Annotated in this window: 15 protein-coding genes; 4 read left to right on the top strand and 11 right to left on the bottom strand. The window is 37.8% G+C overall.

Going from position 1 to position 23,561, the window contains the following annotated elements; all coding sequences use genetic code 11:
* On the top strand, window positions 1-947 hold a 947-nt coding region (locus tag RAO94_13860), incomplete at its 5' end, for a hypothetical protein (protein MDP8323426.1).
* Here RAO94_13860 and priA read toward each other — a convergent pair.
* Genes priA through RAO94_13830 form a run of 6 tightly spaced genes read right to left on the bottom strand, consistent with a single transcriptional unit; the run spans window position 948 to window position 11,879 of the window.
* Window positions 948-3,332 carry a primosomal protein N' gene (gene priA / locus RAO94_13855; protein MDP8323425.1) on the bottom strand — a complete coding sequence of 795 codons (2,385 nt, stop codon included), beginning with the start codon at window positions 3,330-3,332 and terminating at the stop codon, window positions 948-950.
* Window positions 3,332-4,099: a hypothetical protein gene (locus RAO94_13850; protein ID MDP8323424.1), complete on the bottom strand. Its 768-nt coding sequence runs from the start codon at window positions 4,097-4,099 to the stop codon at window positions 3,332-3,334. Before RAO94_13850 ends, priA begins: the two co-directional genes overlap by 1 nt.
* On the bottom strand, window positions 4,096-4,377 hold the full coding sequence (locus RAO94_13845) for a hypothetical protein (GenBank protein MDP8323423.1): 282 nt from the start codon (window positions 4,375-4,377) through the stop codon (window positions 4,096-4,098). The genes RAO94_13850 and RAO94_13845 overlap by 4 nt, the downstream gene beginning before the upstream one ends.
* Window positions 4,370-8,869 carry a tetratricopeptide repeat protein gene (locus tag RAO94_13840; GenBank protein MDP8323422.1) on the bottom strand — a complete coding sequence of 1,500 codons (4,500 nt, stop codon included), beginning with the start codon at window positions 8,867-8,869 and terminating at the stop codon, window positions 4,370-4,372. Before RAO94_13840 ends, RAO94_13845 begins: the two co-directional genes overlap by 8 nt.
* Window positions 8,862-10,877: a tetratricopeptide repeat protein gene (locus RAO94_13835; GenBank protein ID MDP8323421.1), complete on the bottom strand. Its 2,016-nt coding sequence runs from the start codon at window positions 10,875-10,877 to the stop codon at window positions 8,862-8,864. Before RAO94_13835 ends, RAO94_13840 begins: the two co-directional genes overlap by 8 nt.
* Window positions 10,878-11,879 (bottom strand): hypothetical protein, encoded by a 1,002-nt coding sequence (locus RAO94_13830; GenBank protein ID MDP8323420.1) that lies wholly within the window; start codon window positions 11,877-11,879, stop codon window positions 10,878-10,880.
* Between the two features lie 71 nt (window positions 11,880-11,950).
* Between RAO94_13830 and RAO94_13825 the strand changes: the two genes are divergently transcribed.
* Window positions 11,951-12,325 carry a YraN family protein gene (locus RAO94_13825; protein ID MDP8323419.1) on the top strand — a complete coding sequence of 125 codons (375 nt, stop codon included), beginning with the start codon at window positions 11,951-11,953 and terminating at the stop codon, window positions 12,323-12,325.
* A 1-nt stretch (window position 12,326) separates the two neighbouring features.
* Here the strand turns inward: RAO94_13825 and RAO94_13820 are convergent, their stop codons facing one another.
* The 4 genes from RAO94_13820 to RAO94_13805 form a co-directional block, all read right to left on the bottom strand.
* Window positions 12,327-13,706, bottom strand: coding sequence for a GWxTD domain-containing protein (locus RAO94_13820; GenBank protein ID MDP8323418.1), 1,380 nt, complete (start codon window positions 13,704-13,706; stop codon window positions 12,327-12,329).
* 8 nt (window positions 13,707-13,714) lie between these two features.
* Window positions 13,715-17,143 carry a DNA polymerase III subunit alpha gene (gene dnaE, locus RAO94_13815; protein ID MDP8323417.1) on the bottom strand — a complete coding sequence of 1,143 codons (3,429 nt, stop codon included), beginning with the start codon at window positions 17,141-17,143 and terminating at the stop codon, window positions 13,715-13,717.
* A gap of 115 nt (window positions 17,144-17,258) precedes the next feature.
* The gene (locus RAO94_13810; protein MDP8323416.1) at window positions 17,259-19,784 is read right to left on the bottom strand and encodes a putative LPS assembly protein LptD; all 2,526 of its coding nucleotides are present in this window, start codon (window positions 19,782-19,784) and stop codon (window positions 17,259-17,261) included.
* 47 nt (window positions 19,785-19,831) lie between these two features.
* Window positions 19,832-20,722, bottom strand: coding sequence for an AEC family transporter (locus RAO94_13805; GenBank protein MDP8323415.1), 891 nt, complete (start codon window positions 20,720-20,722; stop codon window positions 19,832-19,834).
* 639 nt (window positions 20,723-21,361) lie between these two features.
* Here RAO94_13805 and RAO94_13800 point away from each other — a divergent pair.
* Together RAO94_13800 and RAO94_13795 are read left to right on the top strand one after the other, a co-directional pair.
* On the top strand, window positions 21,362-22,501 hold the full coding sequence (locus RAO94_13800) for an ATP-binding protein (protein MDP8323414.1): 1,140 nt from the start codon (window positions 21,362-21,364) through the stop codon (window positions 22,499-22,501).
* Window positions 22,498-22,995 (top strand): hypothetical protein, encoded by a 498-nt coding sequence (locus RAO94_13795; GenBank protein MDP8323413.1) that lies wholly within the window; start codon window positions 22,498-22,500, stop codon window positions 22,993-22,995. The genes RAO94_13800 and RAO94_13795 overlap by 4 nt, the downstream gene beginning before the upstream one ends.
* Window positions 22,996-23,250: 255 nt before the next feature.
* On the opposite strand, the gene RAO94_13790 is transcribed toward RAO94_13795, so the two are convergent.
* Window positions 23,251-23,561, bottom strand: a 311-nt coding sequence (locus RAO94_13790) for a hypothetical protein (protein MDP8323412.1), incomplete at its 5' end; no start/stop codon positions are given.

Genomic DNA, 23,561 nt, shown 5'->3' with positions numbered 1-23,561 from the left:
GAAAGCATCATAAAATAGTTTTAAATAAGGTGGAAAAGATGAAAAATCTATCAGGAAAGACTGTGATCGATTTCGTGCAACGCAATTTTGAGGTGCATGGTGAATTTGAAGGCATCGTGTATCGCACCAAGCGAAATGGCACGCAGGAACATTATCCCTATGACCCGGTATCCTATTATCAGCGGACTCCGCTGGTGATCAGAAATGAAGCTATCAGACGTTTTGCTGCGTCTGTTTCCAATCCGCGGCTGACTGAATATAAGTCTGTGATCAAAAAACTCAACTACTACACGCCGTATATTTTGCATCCCGGAGCGCAGAAATTCCCCGGTGAGACGGCGTTTTATGTGCGCCAGCGGGGTGATTATGAATTACGCTGGCAGGGTATGCCTATGGGCTTTCATCAGATTATCGCACCACGCTCTAAGGTAGAACTCAGCTTTCATGCAGAAGGCGAGTTTGGGCTGGATTGTTATTACCAGGATGAATTATATTGCCAGAGAAATTTCATCATTACCTCCGGTGACCTGGAAACAGCTTATGACACGTGGCTGACAACCAATCTGGAGCATATATTAAACCTGCCCAAACCTGAATATGAGAGCATAAAGACCTATCGCAGAGGACTTCGCAGCAAGGTGAACTGGATCACTGCCATGACCGGAAAGTATCATGAGGAAGTGGTTTATGAAGTCCCGGAGTTCAGCTATAAAGACCACAAGCGGGAAAATCCCTGGCTCTATCACCGTCGAAAGTATGACCACATTGTGAACCCTCAGACACTCTATTTTAATAATAAGATAAAGGAAATAGCCCTAAATTGGCAAACACTTTCGCAACCAGAGCGAGATGAATGGAATAAACAAGCCGCGAGGTACCAGAAACAGCGTTTGACAGGGTTTAATTTATTTACAAAAGAGTATATTGGAGATAAGAGAGGAGGATAATTACAGCATATTCTGGGGGTCGATGTCTATGGTGAGTTTAATGGAGCTGGGGAGTTTCAGGTTGGCTTCCAGAAGTGACACTGCTTTATTGATGACCTGATTATTCTTGGCTTTAATGAAGATGTGATAGCGGAATTTATTTTTTATCCTGGTAAGTGGCGCTGGAGCGGGACCTATCAGGTAGATATCACCCTTTGGGAAAGCGTCTTCGATTTTTTGGAATAGGGGTTTATATTTATTCAAAGTGGTGATTATGAAGGGTTCTTTTTCACCAGAGAAGATGATCCTTGCCAGGCGAAAAAAGGGAGCATAGTGCAATAATTCGCGGTCAGAGAGTTCGATATCCGCAAAGGCAGGAAAATCCTGGCTCATGGCACAGGTGATGGCATAATGGGTGGGGTTATAGGTTTGAATTATCACGTTACCATCAATTTCACCGCGTCCGGATCTGCCGGCAACCTGGGTTAGTAACTGGAAGGTAGCTTCACCAGCGCGGAAATCCGGGAATGAAAGCCCCACATCAGCAGAGATAACACCTACTAGTGTGACATTAGGGAAATCAAGACCTTTTGATATCATCTGGGTGCCTAGTAGAATATCTATTGAATGACTTTTCATGCGGTCAAACATATTCTGGTAACTGCTGGAGGAAGTAGTGGTATCAGAATCCATGCGGAGGATATGAGCCTGGGGAAAGAGGATTTTGAGCTGTTCTTCTATCTGCTGCGTGCCGGGAGCACCATAATTAAAGAGGAAACTTCCACAATCGGGGCATTTACGGGGTACCTGCTTTACTAATCCGCAATAATGACAGATCATAGTGTCATTGAAGGAATGATAATTCATGCTGATATCACAATTAGGGCATTTGATGAGCAAGCCGCATTTAAGGCACTGAATAAAAGAAGAATGTCCTCTGCGATTCTGAAAAAGGATGATCTGCTCTTTTTTCTTCAGCCGGTCAGCGATCATAGAAGTTAATTCAGAGGAGAAGAATCCTTTGTTATCAGGCATATTTTTCATATCAATGATCTGTACCTGGGGAAGTTTGAAATTCCCGGGGCGTTTTGTGAGTTTCAGCAGGGAATATTTGCCAATACTGGTATTATGCCAGCTTTCCAGAGAGGGAGTGGCACTTCCGAGGACAATGACTGTTTTTTCCAGATAGGCACGCATCACAGCCAGGTCACGTCCATTATAGCGGGGAGCGGTATCCTGTTTATAACTATTCTCATGCTCTTCATCGACAATAATGATGCCAATATCCTTAAGCGGGGCAAAGATAGCGCTACGGGCACCTATCACGATCCTGCTTTGTCCTTTGCGGATATTCTGCCACTGCTGCCAGCGTTGACGGTCATTAAGTCTGCTGTGCAGGATAGCAATATTTTCACCAAAGGCATTATAGAACCGCTCTACCATTTGCGGAGTGAGAGATATTTCAGGAACCAGCATCAGGGCGGATTTGCCTTCCGCAAGGGTCTTTTTTATCGACTGGATATAAACTTCAGTTTTTCCGCTGCCTGTGATGCCATAGAGCAGAAATGGTTTAAAGACGTTTTCATCAAGAGCAGAAGCGATAGCATTTATGGCATTTACCTGCTCGGGATTAGGAGTTATATTTTGAGGATGTCTCTGGGTGGGGAACAGAGTATCAGTAGGCAATATTTCTCGTGGTTTAATATCGATGAGATTCTTAGTTCGCAGTGCTTTTACCAGGGCATAAGAGAAAGATGAGGCAATTTTACTAAGAGGCAATTCCTCGCCTGCTGAGCAGATAAAGTCATATAATTCCAGCTGTTTGGGAGTTAGGTCAGGCATATCTTCGATTTTTTTTCTAATGACAAAATTAGCGATCTTCTTTTTTATTTTCTTATCGAAAGTTCTCTTGATTTCGATATACTCAGCAGCCTCAAGTTCTTCCAGCAGCAGATAAAAGCCAGAGCCAGAAAAGGATTTTTTAATTTTTTCTATTGGCGTCCAGAGTTGATCATCAAGAGATTTGAGTAAGTTAACTGCTTTAGGGCTAAGAGTGGCATGATCAATATTTTCAGAGAGCCTGATCTCTGTCTGGATGACTACATCGAGTGCACTGGGAAGCATGGCAAAAAGTGATATACCCAAAGGGGTGTGATAATATTCTGCGACCCATTCAGCGAGTTTGAGGATAGTTTCCGGCATTAAGCGGGAATGATCAACGATTTCGAGAATAGGAAGGTATTTGATCTCAGGTGATATTTGAGCTGTTTTTTGCCAGACTATGCCTGTGTAACTGGCATTTCGGACTTTGATAATTACTCGAGAACCCCTGATCAGTTCAATAGACGAAGAATAGGTTAGAGGCTTGTCAATCGCCAGAGGAAGGACAATATCATAATAGAACATTAAGGTCTTTGCAGATAATTCCGGGACAAAGTATATTGAATTTTGAAAGGAGCAGTGATCCGCCAGCGTTTGACAGCATCAATAGATTTATTAATGAACCCTTGCGAGAAACCTCTGCCGGCAGTAATATTATAATCAACTTCAATAATGCCGGAAGCATCTATGGTGATGATGAATTCAATTGAGCCATACTGCGGAATAACCATATTTTCATTATTATAGATATTATCTATCTGATATGCAAGATTTTGAATTTTAGTATCAATACTTCGCAGTTCCTGCTGAGAGCTGCTGGTTACGGGTACAAAATCGATCTGGTTTGGTGATTTGGGAGTTAATTCAGGGATCTGCATTTGGATATAGAGATTATAATCTGCTGGCTGAGCTGGTTTGAACTGGTTATTATCTTCCAGAGGAGTGATCATTCTATCATCACCGATGGAAGTATCCATTTTGAGATTAGAAAAGAGATCAAGGTCATTTAAGGCAGCAGTATTGAGCACGAGGGTAGTATCAGAAAGAGAGAAATTATCCAGTTCAGTAGCGTTTCCCGGAGCAGGAAGGGCTGCTGCCATTTGCTCTTTGGCTACTGGCTGATAAGTCATTATTTGAGGGTCCTGCTCAATGGAGAATAATTCTCTCTGGAAATAATATCTACCATGGCGTGGTTTATCCATTGGGAAACCAAACTCAGATTCATAATCAGACAAAGAAGCAGTCAGCAAAGCAAAATAAAGAATGAAAAAAGCGAAGAATATCTTTCTCATTTTGCCTCCCGATAGAGCATTTCATTTGAAGTTTTCAGTTTTTGATCCAGGTCAATATTTTCCTGATACCTTTCCAGTGAGATCACAGTGCGTCTTCTGGGAATGCAGAAATGATGAGCCGGTCGATTGAAATCACGCGGAGGTAGTGGTTTTATAGATTCCTGAGTAACACTTGAAGGTCTGGCTGGAATTACTGGTTCAATGGTATTCTGAGCAATAAGAGCTATGGTAATTGCTAAAATGATCAGTATTAAAAGGAGTTGCAGTTTTTTATTCATTATCAGCTCCTGAAATCTGGTTAAGCAGTTTATTTGCCTGTGCTGCAGCAAATGTGCCGGCATAAGTGATCTTGATCTCATTCAGAATATTTACCGCATCTTCTGTTTGATCCAGGGCAATATAATTCTGGGCAATATGGATAAGATTTTCTGATCTTTTGGCGCCGGAAGATGGTAATATCTGTTGGAATAGAGTAAGTGCTTTCTGATATTCACCAAGATTCTGATATGCTTCTGCCATCAGGAAACTGGCATTGAAAGCGAGTCTATGATCAGGATTTTTATCCACAAATTCTTTAAATCCTGAAATTGCTTCGGTATACTTATTATATCTAAAATCCATCAGAGCTTTTTTGTATTGGTATTGAGCAGGATCAGCAGCAACAGTAGTAGTGGGAATCCTGCGCGGATGGGTTTTAACAGGTCTGGTTGTTACTCTTTGAGCCTTGATTTCTGCTTCTCCTCCGGCAACTACACCTGCCAGATAATGATCAGGATATTCATCCACTATCTGCTGCCAGTATTGATCACGCTGAGGAATATTCCCCAATTTCTCTGAACATTGACCAAGCTTATAAAGAGAATTAACCGTTTTATTACCATCAAGGACAATTACTGCATGATAGGTATCAGCAGCATTCTGGAATTTACCTTCCTGGAAATAAGATTCTGCCAGCATGAATAACGCATCGTTAGCCAGAGGATGTTCAGGATATTTTTTGGTGATAGAAGCAAAGCCTTTTCGAGCAGATTTATACTTACCCTGCTTATATTTCTGGATGTAATTACGATATTTAAGAGTAATCTTTTGTTCTTTATCTGCCGGTACAGCAGCGGCTGCGAGAGCCTGTTCCTCCTGCTTGCTGATATTTGTGAAAGTGAGTTTGATCACTTCAGTGAGATAATGATCAGGATATTCATCAACCAGTCTGTTCCAGTATTCATAAGCTTTATGTTTTTTACCAAGAGCATTATAACAGTGACCCAGTCGCAGCAGTGCATCAGGAGTTTTATCACGGTCAAAATCTATCACCTTGGCAAGCATTTCCATTGCTTTACTTAGCTGCCCCATATTATAATAGCATTCGGCAGCATAATAAAGGGCATTATATGAGAGTTGGTGTCCGGGATATGAAGTTATGAATTTCATGAATTTTACCTGAGCAGAGTTGTAATCCCGATTTTGATATTCACCGTATATCTGGTTATATTCCTTTTCAATTTCTTCATTAGCATAGGAATCTTCTGCCATCAGCAGACTTTCATCCAGCATCACTATAGCACCACTGGCATCCCGAATGCCCCATTCATTAAGGCGGTTGAGCGCTTTGCGCGTCCAGAGATCAGTATAGCTGGCGTTATCATAAAACTGGTATAGCAGGTTCTGATAGAATCTGCCAGCAGCAATTTGAAATTCAAAAGAATAATCCTTTCCTTCAGCTATCACACGTCTTTTGAGTTCGCTTTTCAGATAATTATTATCTTCCAGTTCAGGACGATTTAGTTGTTTTGATTTGACCACAAAATTTCTTATCTGCAGATCAATTACTTCATAGGCATGATCATAGGCAGCGGCAATTGCCCATACAGCATGTGTATAATGGGGAGTATCAAGCTGATATTCAGAGCCCTGCAGCAGAAGTGCCATAATATTATTACGGTAATCATCACATTGCTGCATCAGCTTTCCAATCGTATTGTCCCCAGCAACCATATTTTCCTGCCAGCGTGTATCAGCAGAAATGGGTATTATTTCCTGAGCTGTTTGGAGCAGGAAAACATTTTCAATATTGCTGATCTCGAGTTTATAATTTTTATAATAATCGGCATAAGTAAGGTATTGATCAAAGAGCAGGTTATCTTCTGATAGATCAATTCTGAGGGAATCCACGTTGAGAGCAGTGGCAATCTGACGGAATTCTTCAATACCTTCTCTTGCAGATTCATATTCCTGCTTCTGGAATAGAGAATTAATGTTATCCTTGAGTTTTTTTAGTTTTCTGATACTGGTGCGGAAATTATCAGTATCACTGTAAGTAAGATTGAGATCAATGAGAGAATAATCTGGATAACTTTGGGTGAAATTCTCGGTGAGTTGAGCACACTTTTCGTTGTCCCCAATATCCTGATATATTCTGAGAGCATTCAGATAGATGCTTTCCGGTCTTTCTCTGCCCAGATCGTAAGACTTATATTCATCATGAAGCTGCAGGTATAATTCAGCAGATTGTTCCTTATCAATTAATTTATTTTCATAAATATCTATTATCTGCAATTTAACTCTGAAGGCTTCATTGGTACCCGGGAATCGGGATATGAAATCCTGTCTGAGAGCTATCGAACGCTGAAAGTCTTCCAGTTTATCAGCTTCCTGCCAGGTATTGGCATATACTGCTGCTGCCTGGTCCATATTTTCCCGTTCAGAGACCATAGTAAGCAATTCATTGACCTTTTTGTCATCACCCAGGTCTTCATATACATCTATCGCCCGATTAAGAAAGCTCAGGCTCTGCTCGGGATATATGGCTTCCAGTTCCAGAGAAAGTCTTAGAAATTCATCGGCAGCCTGGTTATATTTTTTTTGTTGAAGCAGGTTTTCTGCCTTTTGATTTATCACATAAATGATATTTTTATATACATCAGACTGGCTGTATCCGGTGGAAAACTGCATTGCATTACGTAAATAGCTTTCAGAGGAAACGTAATCCTGATCTTGCAGGGCAATTTCTGCTGATCTTCTGAAGGCATCTGATATCAGCTCATTATCAGACTGCAACTCAGTTACTTTGAGGTAATCCTGTGATGCTTCTATAAATCTGTCCTGCTGGAAAAGAAATTCTGCACGTTTAAACATAACCCGGGCAAGTTCGTTCTGATGCGTTTCCCAGGCTTCATCATTGCGTAATATATCTTCATATTGCCGAGAAGCGATGATATATAATGAATCCATATTACCGAGGTCAGATTTTGCTAAAGAAAGGGAGTCTATCTGGCTGATATCATAGAGTTTTTCATAGCAGAAAAAGATATTTTTCTCAAAATCAATTCTTTCTTCGTGCTCGGGATAAAACTGATCGTATTCCCTCAGATCCCGCAGAGCATAGTAATAATCATCTGGTTCATTAGTGGTTTGAGCCAGCTTCTGGCTCATGTAAACCAGATTTCGGCGGTACTGCTGCAGTTTTTGCAGATACTGGGAATTATCAAAGCCCTCATAACCGGAAAAATCACTTACCAGGCGTCGATATTTCAAATAATTATTCTTTTCAGATGAATCTAGAAAATCATTATATTTCAATGGCTCATCGAACTCAATAGCATTGCGGATTACATTAATGGACGGAAGGATGTTACTGGCTCTATTTTCTTTATACCAGGCAGATTGGGGGTTGAAGGTACGCCTGATTTCCTCGCGAATATCACTGATTTTCTGTGTGCTGCCTGCTATTCCACCAAAGATGTCAGGATATTTACGATAAATATCGATCTTGGCAGCAGCAGCTACTGGTGCAATTGCAGAAAGAGGGAACAGCTCCTGAAAAGTCTCATATAAGCCAATGGCAGCTTGGGGTTTATCATTTGCTAACAGCTGATCAGCTACGGCGATCATTACACGTTCCTGGTTTAACTTATTGGCTAAACCAGCCAGCCTTAGTTCCAGTCGGGCAGCCGTGATACTACTCTGTTCAAAGTCCAGATCATTATCACGCGAAAATGACCAGGCTAAATTTTTGATTGCTTCCTGGGCTAATACATCCTTGTTTCTGAGATCAGGAATACTATCAAGCTGATTAAGCAGAGCGAATTCTATTTCAGTAGCATCTTCTATTTCCTGCAGTGCAAATAATATCCAGGCTTTACCTGCCAGAGTGGGGAAATAAAAGGGAGAATCCTTTTTCTGCAATGCCAGATCATAATAGTCAACTGCACGCAGGTATGCAATCCTGCTTCTGGTATCTTCACCTATGGAATTATATATTTCTGCCAGTCTCCAGGCAGTTTCTGTATAATATGAAGATAAGGGATGCTCTTCCAGCAGTCTTTTATAGTATTTAATGGGTTCCTGAAAAGTTGTTTCGTTATAAAGCAGAGAATCAGGTATGAGCTGATAATTCTGCTCCAGCATCTGCCGGGCTTGACCATTTTGCAAAACTGCTGCCTGATAGCTATAGTATCCAATATTATAGAGAACCACATCTTTATAATTGAATTCTCGATTATATTGGATTACCTGCTTGTAATAAGAGATAATCTTCTGGGGATTATTACGATCAATTTCCGTACTAAGCTCAGCCAGGTTGAAATATAATTTATCAAGCTCATCAACAGCAGGATTTTCACTTATCATTCTTTGAATGCGATTATATACTTCCCGTTTGTATTCAATTTTATTATTGTATTGAAGATTGATCTGAGATTCAATATTCTGGGCTGTCAAAGCCTCTGCTATAAGCAATATTAAAAGCAGAATGATTTTACTATATTTATTCATTAGTTATTTGTTCCCTGAATTCTACATACTCTTCGTCCAGAAGTTTGGATTGACGATATAAAATATCCAGTAGAGTGTTTTCATACATCTGATTTTCATCTGAAAGTGATTCCACCATCGCGGTTATTGTATCAATATAATGATTTCGGATTTCATCCTGTGAGGCTGCAAAATTATCTACTTTATCAGCTAATTGGGGGGTTACATCCTGAGTAAACTTATCGATGAATTCTTGTTCGTTTTTCTCCAGTTCTTTATTATTATTCTCGATCAGGTTTCTTTTTTCTGCCAGAAGGTCTTCTTCTTCCTTACTATGCTCAGATTTGAAAGCCCAAACCTCCAGATCAGAGATGATCTCCAAGTTGCTACTGATCAGAGAATCAGCATTTTCGGCAACTTCAATAATATCAGGAGCGCTGTAATCAATTCCTAATCCCTTGATATCAAACCAGATATCTCTGATAAATGCCAGATACACCTTCTGTTCAGCAAGAAATTTTGCCAGTGTATATGATTCCGCGGATTTTTTTGATAGATTTTCAACATAGTTCACCATTTGCAGATATACTACAGAGGAATCCGTTCTGCTCATCTGGTAATTTTGGATTGAAGGTAACCTTTTCAGCATGGGGTTTCGAGAATAACGGACAAATGCTTCATAATTAGCCAAAGTGATAGTATAGGAAAAATATTCTTGTTCCAGTTGTTTCAGATACAATAAACTTTTGCTATCCACTCCTTCGCTGTAAGTTTCAATTTCTTCCCTGTTTTCCTGAAACTGATTTTCAAGATCATTTAATTGAGTGTCAATCTGATTTCTTCTTTCAGGACTCAGAGTTTCAGTAATCAGGTTATGCAGTAATGAGGAATAGTTTTCCAAAAGAGCATATTTCTTATTTAATGACAGCATCAGGTTATCATTTTTTTCAATGATCTCACGTAAATTTTCCCGACCACTCTCATAATTTCCCCGATCCTGTTCTGTAATAGCTGTGAAATATTTTGCAGTAACATAATAATTACTTTTTACTGGCTTTTCGGTAATCTTTTGATAATAATTTATCGCCTGAGTATATTCACCAAAATTTTTATATACTGTAGCTATCTCATATAAAATATCATCAGGGATGTCTTTCTGCAATTGAACGTACTGGTCATAAAGACTGATTGCTTCATTATTATCACCACTGATGGCATATAGCCTTGCCAGACTAAGATTAATGAAATTGAAATAGGGTGTTGAAGGGGGATATTGATATTTTAGAGTCAGAAAATCCGTGATTGCCTGATTTATATTACCATTTTGATATGTAAGCAATATTGACATGCAACGTGAGCGCAAACCATATTCTTCATCATTCGCCAAACGCCGGAAAACTGTACTGGCATCGTCTAATCTGCCTGTATTATAAAATGATTGACCCAGCCACCAGCGTTGCCGTGTGGTATTGATCCCTCGAAAGATAGGATAAACAGAGATATAGTCTTCCCAGATCTTGAGATTAAAATAAATTTCTTCTAAAAGCGATACAATTTCATTCCGGTGCTGGGGATCGACGTTATTTGTCAGGTTCTTTTCTAAAACACGTCTGGCTTTTTCATAATGTCCATCTTGAACATCCAGCCTTGCTTCATAATACTGCAATAATCTCTCGGGAAAATAATTTTTGATGTCCAGAGTAGAAATACCCTTATATATTCGCGTAATTTCCCACAGTTTTTTAACAGCCCTTTCAGTATCATCAGACTCAAATATTACATCAAGTTCAGCCAAATCTCGCTCAAAAATTTCTCTTATTGTTGAAAGCCTATTTTGCTCAAGTAGCGATTTTACTCTGTTTCTTTTATCTACAAGCTGCTGATAATAATCGACTTCATCATCCAATACAGCCAGATCAAATGACTCCTGGCGTATTTCTTCCAGAAGGGTGTTATTAGTGGCTTTTTGAGACCATAATATCTGGAATAGAACTATAAAAGTTATTAATAATAGGATCCTGAATTTCATCTATTCTTCTTCAAGCAGTCTTTTTAATCTTTCTAATTCTTCTTCAGTATTCTGCCTTTGCTTCTTTAAATCCTGCAGTTCTTCGAACATTGGCAGGTCTTCATAAACAGAATTATCCTCATCCGGCAAAACGTTTTCTATGATTACGCGCCTTTCTATCAAGGGAGATATCGTCTTATAGTAGCTGTAGTAATCCTGTCTGTCATTAACCTTCTGCTTTGAAAACCGGTCCAGAGTATAAACTATATTCAAACCAACATTTATGTTACCTTTATCAAGAACAAATTTAATGGCTTCTTCCATGCGGAAGACACTGAACTGATAAGTAAAATGTTTGGAATAGATATTCAATCCAGCATTGATATTTTCACCATCTATTTCGCTATATAAACTCAAAAACCTGGTAGGTTTGAAATCCGCACCAAAAAAGAAACCATTTAAATATTTAGCGATCTTACCTTCACCTTTAAATCTTCTTAATCCCCAGCCTAGATATCCAGATAACTCTATATATTCCAGTCCGGTAATATTGGAAACCATAATTGCTGTCTTAGAAAGAACTGCATAGGGTGAATTTTTGATCAGATCATCCTCACTGCCCACAAGACCTTCAGTATAACTATCATGGTTTTCGTTTTCTACAGAAGAAAATACATTAGTTATTCCAATTGCCAGCTGAGGTATTCTCTTTTTTTCTTTAAGAAGCTGCAACTTAAAATTCATATAGGGCACACCATAACTATTTAGTACAAATCCTACTTCACCGTAATCATATAAGCCTAAATTAATATTTGCAATAGCATTAAAGAATATATCGGGTGTCCCGTCATTATTAAAATTACTGACCCCTGGAGATAGTGCTACGCTAATTGTTGCCATCTGATGTGGTAGAATGTAAGCGTCGGGGATATTTATTTTATTACCCTGTAATGTATAAGGCATGGCAAATAATTGCGAACCTGTGATTATCAGAAAAAATATATATATCAGGACTTTCTTCATTTTTTATCTGTCTCCACATTTTTTTAAAGAAATAATTTCCTTATTCTCAAAGTCAAGCTATTTTTTATTACATGAATAAAAATATAAAGAAAACAAAAGGAGATAAAGGGGAAAAAACAGCTTTACGCTTTTTAAAAAAGCTGGGTTATAAAATTATTGAGCGTAATTTCCTCTGTAAAACAGGTGAAATCGACTTAATAGCATATGATCTTCAAAATAGAGAGCTTGTATTTATCGAAGTTCGCTATCGGAAAACAGGAATTGATGATGCCATTGCCAGTATCAATTATACTAAACAGCTTAAGATCATAAGAGCTGCCAGATATTATCTGCTAATTAATCCCGAATATTCTGATACATTTACACGCTTTGATGTAATCGCTTTATCTCATGATCCTAAAAATAAATGGATAATCAAACACATCCCAGATGCCTTCCGAACCTGAATTAATCCAGCAGCCTTTCATCAAAATCATTACCCAGATATTCCTTCCAGTTAAAATAAGTAGTTTCTCCATCGTCATCATCAGAGCTGTAGATTAATTTATAATCTCCGCTGGTAATCAAATCAATAAAGATATAGTTTGCAATTTTACTCATCCGGTATTTCCATATCTCATAGTTTTTTGTCACTCCTCTATTAAAATTTTGGTCTGGGCTGTCTATGATATCGGAAAACTCGTGTTCACCCAGATTGGTTGTCATTTTCCGTATTTCATAAGGCTTGCCATACTTGATATAAATCCTGCCCATATCTGTTGTCCAGCCTGGTTTAAAATGTGTAAAAAACTGATTTGCATAAAGTATCCGATTCCTTACAAGATCCAGAAATTCATTTTCATTCGTAGCTATATTAGGATCTTGCGAAAGCCAAAACTTATTCAGATAGTTAGATTTACCTTCAGTTGTCAAAGTCTTGAATACTTTCTTTTCATTAGTATTCATGAAATAACTTACCAATTTGATATCATCTTCCAGTTCAGGAAATAGTCTTATATTAGCAGATTTCCTTGATTTTACACAGAAATAATCCTCTACCTGTTCCTGTTTATAGGTGATTTTATCACGATAACTTATAATTAAACTGTAATATCCATCTTCATATCCTTCTATCAATATGCTATCATGGACACTGATTATATCTGCAATCTCACCGCTTAGTTCTTTCTTCATTGAATCTATCAGTGTATCACCGGATTTCACTAATATTTCCTGCTCCAGTTGATATTTACCGCTTTCATCTTCAAAGAGATTTCGTATCTGCTGAAAATATTCCAGATAACCGTTTTCTTCCCGAAAAGTGTGATTGGGTTTTACCTGATAAAGATAATTCCCCCGATGAAATTTCTCCAGATAGCCCGTTGTATCCTTTTTCACAAAGCTGCTTAATTCCAGATCACTAAGTAATCCATCAATATCAAGAGGGACAAAATCATATTCCCATAAATAAGAACTTTCAGTATGCACATCAACAAATTCCACTGATAATTGCAAATCATAATTACCCAAAGTCAAAATTATTTTATCCAGATACTGCTCATCACTGAATGCTTTTGTTGCCTCTCTGATAATCACTTTATTAGTAATAGAATCGGTTTTGATCAGTTTTTCTCCAGCCCTAACAGAGATATCCACAAATATTTCCGCTTCATAACCATACTGCTGCTTAATGAAATCCACAGCATTATAGGGAAAAGAATAATTAATTTCCACTAGAGTTTTGTTATCGGGTCCAAAAAAGCGATTACTATCAACATATACGCCTAATTGTCCCGCGAAAAGTATGCTACTTATCAGTAAAAAAAATCCTATTGTAAAATTTCTCATATTAACTCCTAACTCAATTCCAATTTGGGTAGTCTAACGGTAATTTCTACCAGTTCTTTTAAAAAAGTCTCTGTCAGCTTTATCTTTCGATTCGTTTTACAAAGCAAAGAACTGAATTCTTTCGTTTCAAGGTTTATTTCCAGAGTAATCGATTGTTCTGTATCTGAATTTGCTATTATCAGATTGCTTAATTCCTCATTGATCTTTTCTTCTTCAAGTTCAAGCTTCAAAACTCCCTTACATCCCTGAGGAAAGTTCTTTAGATCATAGATTTTGTCAGGTAATAATCTTGCTCCACCATTATCCTGTACCTGGACTGATCCTTCAATTAAATAGGCATTACCCTTGACGAATTTATTAATATGACGTCTGAAGTTATCTTTATACAAGCCTAATTCAAATTTCCCTGTTCTATCTTCCAATTCCAATATAGCATAGGGTTTGTTGTTTCTATTTGTTTTAGTAGATATGGAGTTTACAAGTCCAGCCATCATTACTCTATATGACACATAGCTTGCACCAGAAAGTAACGCAGCATCGTAATTAATTACCGAATTTATCAAATTCTTATATTTCTCCAGCGGATGCCCTGACCAGAAAAACCCCAATACTTCTTTTTCTTTTTGTAAAATTTCATTTGAACTCCATTCCGGCAATTCCGGAAGCTTTGGCATCACCTCCACCTCTTCATCCTCAGCAAAATCCTCAAATAGTGTCAATTGACCTCGCATCTTTTCCTGAAAAACTGATGCTGCAAATTCTATTGCCAGCTCCACTACACTATAATTCTGAGCTCTGTTTCCTTCCAGATCATCTAATGCACCAGCAGCTATCAGGCTTTCTATCACTGCTTTATTAACCGTTTTAGAATCCACACGGGTGACCAAATCCCAAATATCCTCATAGGCTCCGTTTTCTTCGCGCTCTTCAATGATCTTGCCTACTGCTGCCACTCCCACATTTTTAATACCTTTCAAACCATATAATATTCTTTTCCCTTGCACAGAGAATTCTACTTCACTTAAATTGATATTAGGTGGAATAACCTCAATATCCATTCTTCTGCAAACCTCTATCTGGCGTGGTATTTTTGCCGGATCCTTTTCTTCTGACATCAATGCCGCCATAAATTCCACTGGATAATGCGTCTTCAGATATGCCGTTTGATAGGCAATATAGGCATAACATGCTGCATGACTTTTATTAAAGGCATATTGTGCAAAATTCTCAAATTCAGACCAGATAAGCTTGATCTTATCAAGATTCACACCATTATCCTGTGAACCTTTTTCAAATTTTACATAAAGCTCTGCCATCTGCTTGGCTTTTTTCTTGCTCATCGCTTTACGCAGTAATCCCGCAGTAGCACTATCAAACTGGGCAAGATCTTTGGATACCTGCATTACCTGTTCCTGATAAACCAGAACTCCATAAGTTTCTTTAAGCGATTTCTCCATTGCTCGATGAGAATACATGATCTCTTCTTCACCGTGTTTGCGTTTGATATACTTATCTATGAACTGCATAGGTCCAGGTCTATATAGAGCCACCATAGCAATAATATCATCAAATCTGTTGGGTTTCAATTTTTTCAGATATTTCTTCATCCCATCAGATTCCAATTGAAACACTCCATCAGTTTCTGCTCTCGATAACAATTGATAAGTTTCTTCATCTTCAAGTTGCAGGTTTTCGATATCAAAAGTAATTTCATGGTTCTTCTTGATCAGATCAACTGTTTTGCGGATCAGCGTCAGCGTCTTCAAACCCAGAAAATCCATCTTAAGCATTTTTAAATGCTCCAGCCATTTACCTTCATACTGCACAAGTGTCGTCCGTTCGCCTTTGCCTTTTTTAGTACTCATTGCAAGCGGCACATAATTACTCAAATCATTAGGAGCGATCACAACTCCTGCAGCATGGATCCCGGTCTGACGAATCAAGCCTTCCAGCACCTTGCCTATCCGGTAAATACGAGTATAAACAGGATCACTATCAATTAATTGCCGCAGATCAGGATTTTCCTTATAAGCTTTTTCCAGCGTCATTTTTGCTTCAGCTGGTATTAATTTTGCTAATTTATTTGCCTCGGGGATAGGTACATCCAGCACTCGAGCAATGTCACGTACTACTGTTTTCGCTCCAAGGGTTCCGAATGTGATGATCTGACACACGCATTCACTGCCATATTTTTCATTTACATATTCAATTACACGCTCTCTGCCTTCGGAATCAAAATCTATATCAATATCGGGCATCTCTGCCCTGCTCAAATTCAGGAATCTTTCAAATAGTAAATTATATTTCAGGGGATCAAGCTGAGTTATTTCCAGTAAATAAGCCACAATACTTCCTGCTGCTGATCCTCTACCCGGTCCTACGGGAATGTTTTCTGCCCGAGCAACATTGATAAAATCTCTCACGATCAGAAAATAATCATTAAATCCCATCTTATTAATGATCTGCAGCTCATAATCCAAACGCTTCTGTATCTCCGGAGTTATTTCCTCATAGCGTCTTGGTATGGCATCATAACATAATGATTTCAAATATCCCTCTGAATCATCCTTATAATCAGGTGGTAACGGCATCTTAGGAAATAGAAATTGATCATAATCAAGTTTAAGGTCTACCTTTTCAGCAATTTTCACAGTGTTATCATAAGCCTGACCGAGTTCAGGAAAGAGCAACCGCATTTCTTCTTCATTTTTAAAATACAACTGGTCAGTACTATACCGCATCCGATTGATATCAGTTTCTTTTTTACCAGTCTGGATGCATAATAAAATGTCATGTGCTTCCCGATCTTCTTTATGCAGATAATGGCAGTCATTGGTCACCACCATTTCTGTATTGGTTTTCTCTGCCAGATCAATAAGTAAGGGCATGGCGGTCTGTTCTTTATCTATACCATGATCCTGCAGCTCAATATACAGATCATCTCCAAATATCTCTTTATATTCCAGCAGTGAATTATAAGCATCTTCTTCTCGACCCGCTATCAGTAATGAAGGAATTTCTCCTTTTATACAAGCCGTCAAACAGATTAAACCTTCATGATATTGGCGTAAAAGGCCCTTTGTTATCCTCGGTTTATGATAAAATCCATCCTGAAATGAGATTGTGCTTAACTTACAGAGGTTCTTATAGCCTTTATGATTTTTTGCCAGAAGTACCAGATGATGCCTGATCTGCTGCTTACTGTCTATATCGTCAAAATTTCCACGGATTATATAAGCTTCAATTCCAATGATAGGCTTGATACCTGCATTCTTACAGGATAGATAAAAATCTATTGCTCCAAACATATTGCCATGGTCGGTTATCGCCAGGGCTTTCATACCCATTTCCACAGCTAATTCAGTCATCCTGTCAACCCTGCAGGCTCCGTCTAACTTGCTGTATTGGGTATGGTTATGCAAATGTACAAATGCCATTATCTTTCCTTTTAGCGCTTTTTTATGTGTGAAATATTGTCTGCTTGCATATATTGTCAAAGAAAAACGAAATATTCTTTTTACTAATTATCTCATCTCTCAGTTATTATCAAACTTAGCCGTTATCTGAAGTTTTAAATATCAAAGAATCCGGTAATTTGATATTGAATAACTTAAAGGAATAATTCCAGTAATCCTCCTGACGGGTATAACGAAATTCTAATTGCCAGCAATGAAGTTCCCTAAGCAGCGTAAAGGTCTGGTTTACCATCTTTTTCTCGTTGATATCATAATAGTTACTGTAACTAAAATTCCAGTTCTTTGTCAATTGGGCTGTAAATGAGCTTTTAAAATTGCTCGTATAATCATGATTTTCATAACTGCTTTGAGTAAGCCGATAGCTGTGTGTAAAGCTTAGTGACCAGCTATTTTCTTCCTGCTGCAATTCAGCTATCTCTTCCAGGGTGGTAAATTCATCTTCAGCGTCCATACTCATGCTGTCTGCCAACATGAACTGATTACTCGTAAAGGGATTTGACTCAATCGGGAAATATTCTGCATAGCTGGCATTGCCACCTATCCGCAGCTTGGTGTTCACATTAAAATTCCAGTTACTCACTCCCCAATTCCACTTGGATATATCGCTGAACTGTAATTTTGTGTCATAAACATCCTGCGTAATACTGCCATAGGGCTCAATACTCAGATCAAACAATCCCAGCTTCAAGTTGTCCGGATTAAGATCTATAGAATGGGATAAACTGCTAAAGCCCTTCCCGTCATTATTACCTGTATTTTTATTCTCAAAATCATAACTGATCCCCGAAGATATTTTAAAAAAGTCATTGATAGTTTTTTCTTTCTTTTCCTCTGTTCCCCGCAATTTCAATTGCCAGGTATTACCTATTGAAAAACTTACTTTCTGCTGTTTATCACCTGATGATACAGAATATCCGCTTAGATTTTTCAAATATTCATTCTCAGAGAAATCCGGCTTATAAGAATAAGACACTCGCGGTGCTATGATATGCCGCACAGCTTTCAGATAGCCCCTATTAAAATTCCTGATACCATATAAACTGAAATTAAAGGAAGTACTTAGATTCCAGTCATGGCCCCAGCGACTGCTTCTGCCCAGCTCATCTTCATCGAGCCACACCAGATTCATCCCTGCCGATTGCGAATAATTAAGCCAACCCTTGTATTTATTGGAATAGCTAAATGAAGTAGTATGCTTCATTCCTGCATCATGTTTATTGATCGCTCCCAGGCTATCTTCTTTTTCTTTCCAGAATAAATCACTAAAATCTGCCGTCGAGTCTTTGATCACGCTTTTATAATTTGCTCTGAAACTGTAAGAACCATTAAACTTTGTATACCAGGCATCTTTATCAATTTTACTGTCTTCTCCCGTAAAATATTCATAAAGCGGACGTGAAGGACGTGACCAGGATACCTCAGGCAGAGTTATGGTCTTCAGTTTATAGCTCAATGTATCCACTATATTCCCGGCAGTATCACGTCTCACCAGGCTGCTTTCCAGCAGATCTGCAACCAGCTTGCCACTTAAGCTCAAAGTGCTCCCCAAAAGAGGTGTCTTAAATGAAATTGATGAGGTTACATCTTCAGCCAGACGATCATTGGCATCTTCCTCATTCTCCAGTATCTTTTCTGAACTCGTATAAGTGATATTGGCATCCAAACTGCTTGACCTGCCGATATTCTGATGATGCAATGACCGCAAATACCATTCATAAGTGCTTGAATACAAGCTGTATTGCCGCTTACGAAGCCTGAAAAGCATACTCCCGTTCAGCACATACCGCAACTTGTAATTAGCACTCAGCTTTGCTTCCCAGCCGGTTTTCTCATAAAGATTGCCGCCAAGTATCACATCAGCATATTCCTTCCAGGGGTAATAAAATGCCAGATCCCGCACATATTTGCCATCGCTGCTGTTATAACCCGGATAGGGAACTAGTATCCCCATCTGTCTTCCTTTTTTAACACTGAATATCCCATAGGGCAAAGCAAATATCGGCATGTGATTTACATAAAATACCACTGGTTTACCTACCACTTTGTCATTCTGATACATCCTCATTTTATTTGTTTTAATATAAAAGTGCGGATGCAATCCATCGCAGGTAGTAAATAACCCGTTATCAATATCATATGTCTTTTTATCTATCTTGCGGATCTCATCACCATAGTAATAACCCTGTTCAAATTTCGCTGCCCCATTATTGATCATACCCCACTGAGTTTCCAGATCATAAAATATCTCGTCCCCCAGCGCTATCTGGTTATTGTCTTTGAGCATGGAATTACCCAGGGTAAATGCCTGATTTTCCTTAACTTTCACCGTAATTGTATCAGCTGTAATACTTGAGGTATGATATTCAATATTAGCGTTGCCCATCAAACTGATGATCTGCTCATCTGTCCAATAGGCTCCTGAATCTGCTGCGTAAAATAATGAATCCATTAAACTAAAGCCAAGACTATCAGTCTGCAGGCTGTCTGACAGCAGACTATCGGCAGATATACGCTTAATTCTTACCTCTTCCTGCCCATAGGACAGAAAGACCAGAAAGCTGAGTATATATACAAGACTCAATAACTTTTTATTATGCTTCATTATCATAAACGTAATTTCATCAACTCTCACTCTCTGTCAAGCTCCACTCATAATATAATTAATATCACGGGCAGAAATATCACCGCCAGAAGTGTGGCGCTGGTAACCATCTCTGCTGCCAGATCACGATCAAGGTGTTCCAGATCAGAAAGCACCAGAGTATTAAATCCTACTGGCGCTGCAGCTATCAGCAAGATTATTTGAAGTTCAACTCCCTGCACACCCAATAACCAGGTGATTATCCAGCCTAAAATAAATCCTCCCGCACTACGCTGCAGAAGGGCTCCAAAAACCAAACGCCAGTGTTTGATCTTTAATTCAAAAAATATCCCCAACGCTGTCATCATTAATAATATCAGTCCCTTTGCCGCTATGTCCGTGATTTCATATACAAAAGCAGGTACCGGCAGATGAATCACATTTACTGCCAGACCCAGAAATATTCCCCATAAGGGGGGTAATCGTAATATCTTTTTGAAGGGAACTCTGCCTTCCCGATCATTACCAAAACGCATCGCCACCCAGTAAGAGAAGGTAAACACCAATGTTACGTGACAGATATCAAAGAGCAGCACCATCGCGGCACCTTCATCACCCCACTTAGCCTGGGCAAAAGGCAGCATCAAACTCGTATTCAATACAATAGTCGCCAACATATAAACTGTGTATTGTCTTGCTTCCACCCCGAGTTTTTTAAAATAAAGGCTCGTAATCAAAAAATTCCCTGTTATCACAAATAATGCGGTTATTATCGGATATATCCGGTCAATCCTCATCTCCATCCGACTAAAGGTTGCAAATCCTATTGCCGGAATACAAAGATAAAGCACTGCCCGTAAAAAAAGTGCTCCATCTTCTTTTTTAAATACCCCACCCCGCTTCAAACCATATCCAGCAATAAAGAATACCAGAATTGGCAATAATTTATTTATCAGCATTTTCTACCTCAAGTATTTATTTACATCCTTATTATTTACCACTAAAGATTAAGTCAATATTTATACTAATCTCAAGCATCCCAAACAAAACCTTTCGAATGGTTGCCAAACCTTCGAAATGGTTGATCAGCCAATATATTTTCACTAAAATTATTCCCAAACACTTGTATTATTCACATCAATTTACCAGCATTAAGGAGGAGCAACATAGAACTATCTAACATAAAAATGTCACTATGTGCTTTGTTGTTCCTCCTTAGAAGCACTTTGAGGATGATAGAAAATCTGGAAAGAGTGTAAAATAATATTATATAGCAAATTAGAGATGTAGTTAAAAATAATTTCTTAAAAAATCTAAATTTTTAGCTAAAAGTTGGTAAAATCTGATATATCCCATTAAAATGGCGATAAATGATTTATTATTCATATTTTATCAAGGTATACGTACTACTTTTATTGATAATTAGATGTTATAATTTTTTTACCGAATAGCATAACATTGATTTCTTTGCTCAAACGGTGACTGTATGTTTCCTGCTTAAAAAGCAATATTCGACAAATATGACCAATAAATAAAATAAGGCTTGACTCTCTTTTTCTAAATTTCCACTTTGTCTAGTTAGAAAGAAGGAGTAAAATATGATATTAAATTTTGGAGCAAAGAATTTCTTTTGTTTTCGTGAAGGAGTTGATATTTCATTTGAATTAGGTCAGAATTGCCCAAAAAATATTTCACAGGGAAATGCAGTAGCAAATGTTTTATGTGTAAAAGGAGCAAATGCTTCGGGTAAAACCAATGCACTTAAGATATTACCTACAATTTTCCAATTTTGTAAAAATTCATTTTCCCTAAAACCAGATGAGGAAATTAAAATTGAGACTTTCTTTAATAATAATCAGCCATCAGAATTTTATTTGGAATTCATTATCAAAGCCATAAAATATCGTTACGAGCTTAGTGTTACGAGAAAGAAAGTAATCTCAGAAAAGCTGTACAGAGTAAAAAAACGAGAAAGTTTGATAATTGAGCGAAAAAATAATCAATTTATCAAATGTATTGATGAGTATAAAGGACTTCAAATAATGAAATTACGGCCGAATGTATCCTTTGTAAGTTCGGCTCATCAGTACGGTATTACAAGTATTAATAATCTTTATAATTTTTTTTCACGCAATGTATCAAATGTCCACTATCTTGGTTTATCTGAAAATAAATTAGATCTTAATTTTGTATCTGAACTTTATTATTCAAATACTGATATTTTTGAATTTATCAAGGATATAATACGTAACTGTGACATGGGCATTGATGATATAGAAATTAAGAAACATACTGATATTGAAGGGAATCCGTTTTATTATCCTGTGTTTTATCACAAAGTGAAACAAAATAAATTCAATTTAACATTTTATAATCAATCAAGTGGAACTAGATCCTTATATTTAGATTTGGTTTTGTACTGGTATGCAATAATAAATGGTTCAGTTTTAGTTTTGGACGAATTTGATACGAATTTTCATCCCCATATACTACCTAAGCTCGTGGAACTATTTACTAACAGAGAGTTGAATTCAAACCAAGCTCAATTTATTTTCACAACTCATAATGGAGATATTATGGACGTGATGGGTAAATATAGAACTGTGTTCATTAATAAAGAAGATAATGAAAGTTATGGATACAGGCTTGATGAGATTTCTGGTGATATTATCAGAAATGACAGATCAGTCCTTCCTGCATATAACGCAGGCAAAATAGGTGGAGTTCCTCGAATATGAGTGGTTTTGGCAGCAGAAAGAAAGATAAATTTCTGCAATCAATTATTACATCAAGTTTGGATAATATAAAAGATAATATTGCCAGCCGCTGCAAATTCAATTTCAGTTTCATGGATTTCTCTCAATCTGCTGGACAGAATTTTGAAGCCTGGAAAGAAGATAAGTTAGTTAAATTAATGAATAAATTGCACGACTATTGCATGAAGCCTCTTGATTACTGGAAGAATCAAAGGGTTGGCTCTGGTGGTTTGCATGTATTTGAAATATATGACAAATTTCCTGTCCATTCTGATTTTATTCATCCCAAACACGTGCCACATGAGGTTTTATGGGCGAGATTCCGCCTGGAAAGTAAAACTCGTTTAATTGACTTTGTGATTCCTAAGGAATATAGAAACAAAGAACAAGGCAATTCAGGTTATCGTTTCGACTGTAATACTTTTTATATTGTATTTCTGGATAAGGATCACAGATTTTATCGCACTAAAAAATAAATATTCAGTATTAGTAAAAACTGGTTAAATTTAGGAAATCTGATAGATTTACGAAATAGTTATCAGTTTTTATTGCTTTTCATTATATCTAACTTTTGGTAATAATATAAATTATAATTAATTATACTGGTGCAGATTATATTCTTTATGATAAATCAGCTTAGCTGAGTTTTGGTCAGGCTTTAATTTTCTAACCTATTAGCTTTTTGAAATTATTGACATAGGGCAGGGGTATAGGGTGCAGTGATTAAGTTATCAGGTGTGGAGGATGACCTCCGGAGAGGATGAAATATCACACTGAAGGCAGTTATTGATCATTTTGAGGTAATTGGCAAAAACCTGCTGTGGAGTGCAGCAATATTCAGATTCCAAGTGGTCATATCTTCTGGAGATGGAGTGTATGATACCCATATTTTGTCCCCAGATGATAAGTTGCAGCTGTTTGGGTGTAAATTTAGAGATAATGGAGCCATCTTTTTTACCTAGTTCAATAGCCTTCAGCAAGAGATCAAGGTTTTCCTGGTGAATGCTTTCTGCTTCAATACCAAAGGAACTCTGTGATCTCT

Source organism: Candidatus Stygibacter australis (genome assembly GCA_030765845.1).
Classification (GTDB): Bacteria; Cloacimonadota; Cloacimonadia; order Cloacimonadales; family TCS61; genus Stygibacter; species Stygibacter australis.
This window is presented reverse-complemented; position numbering and strand designations above follow the sequence as displayed.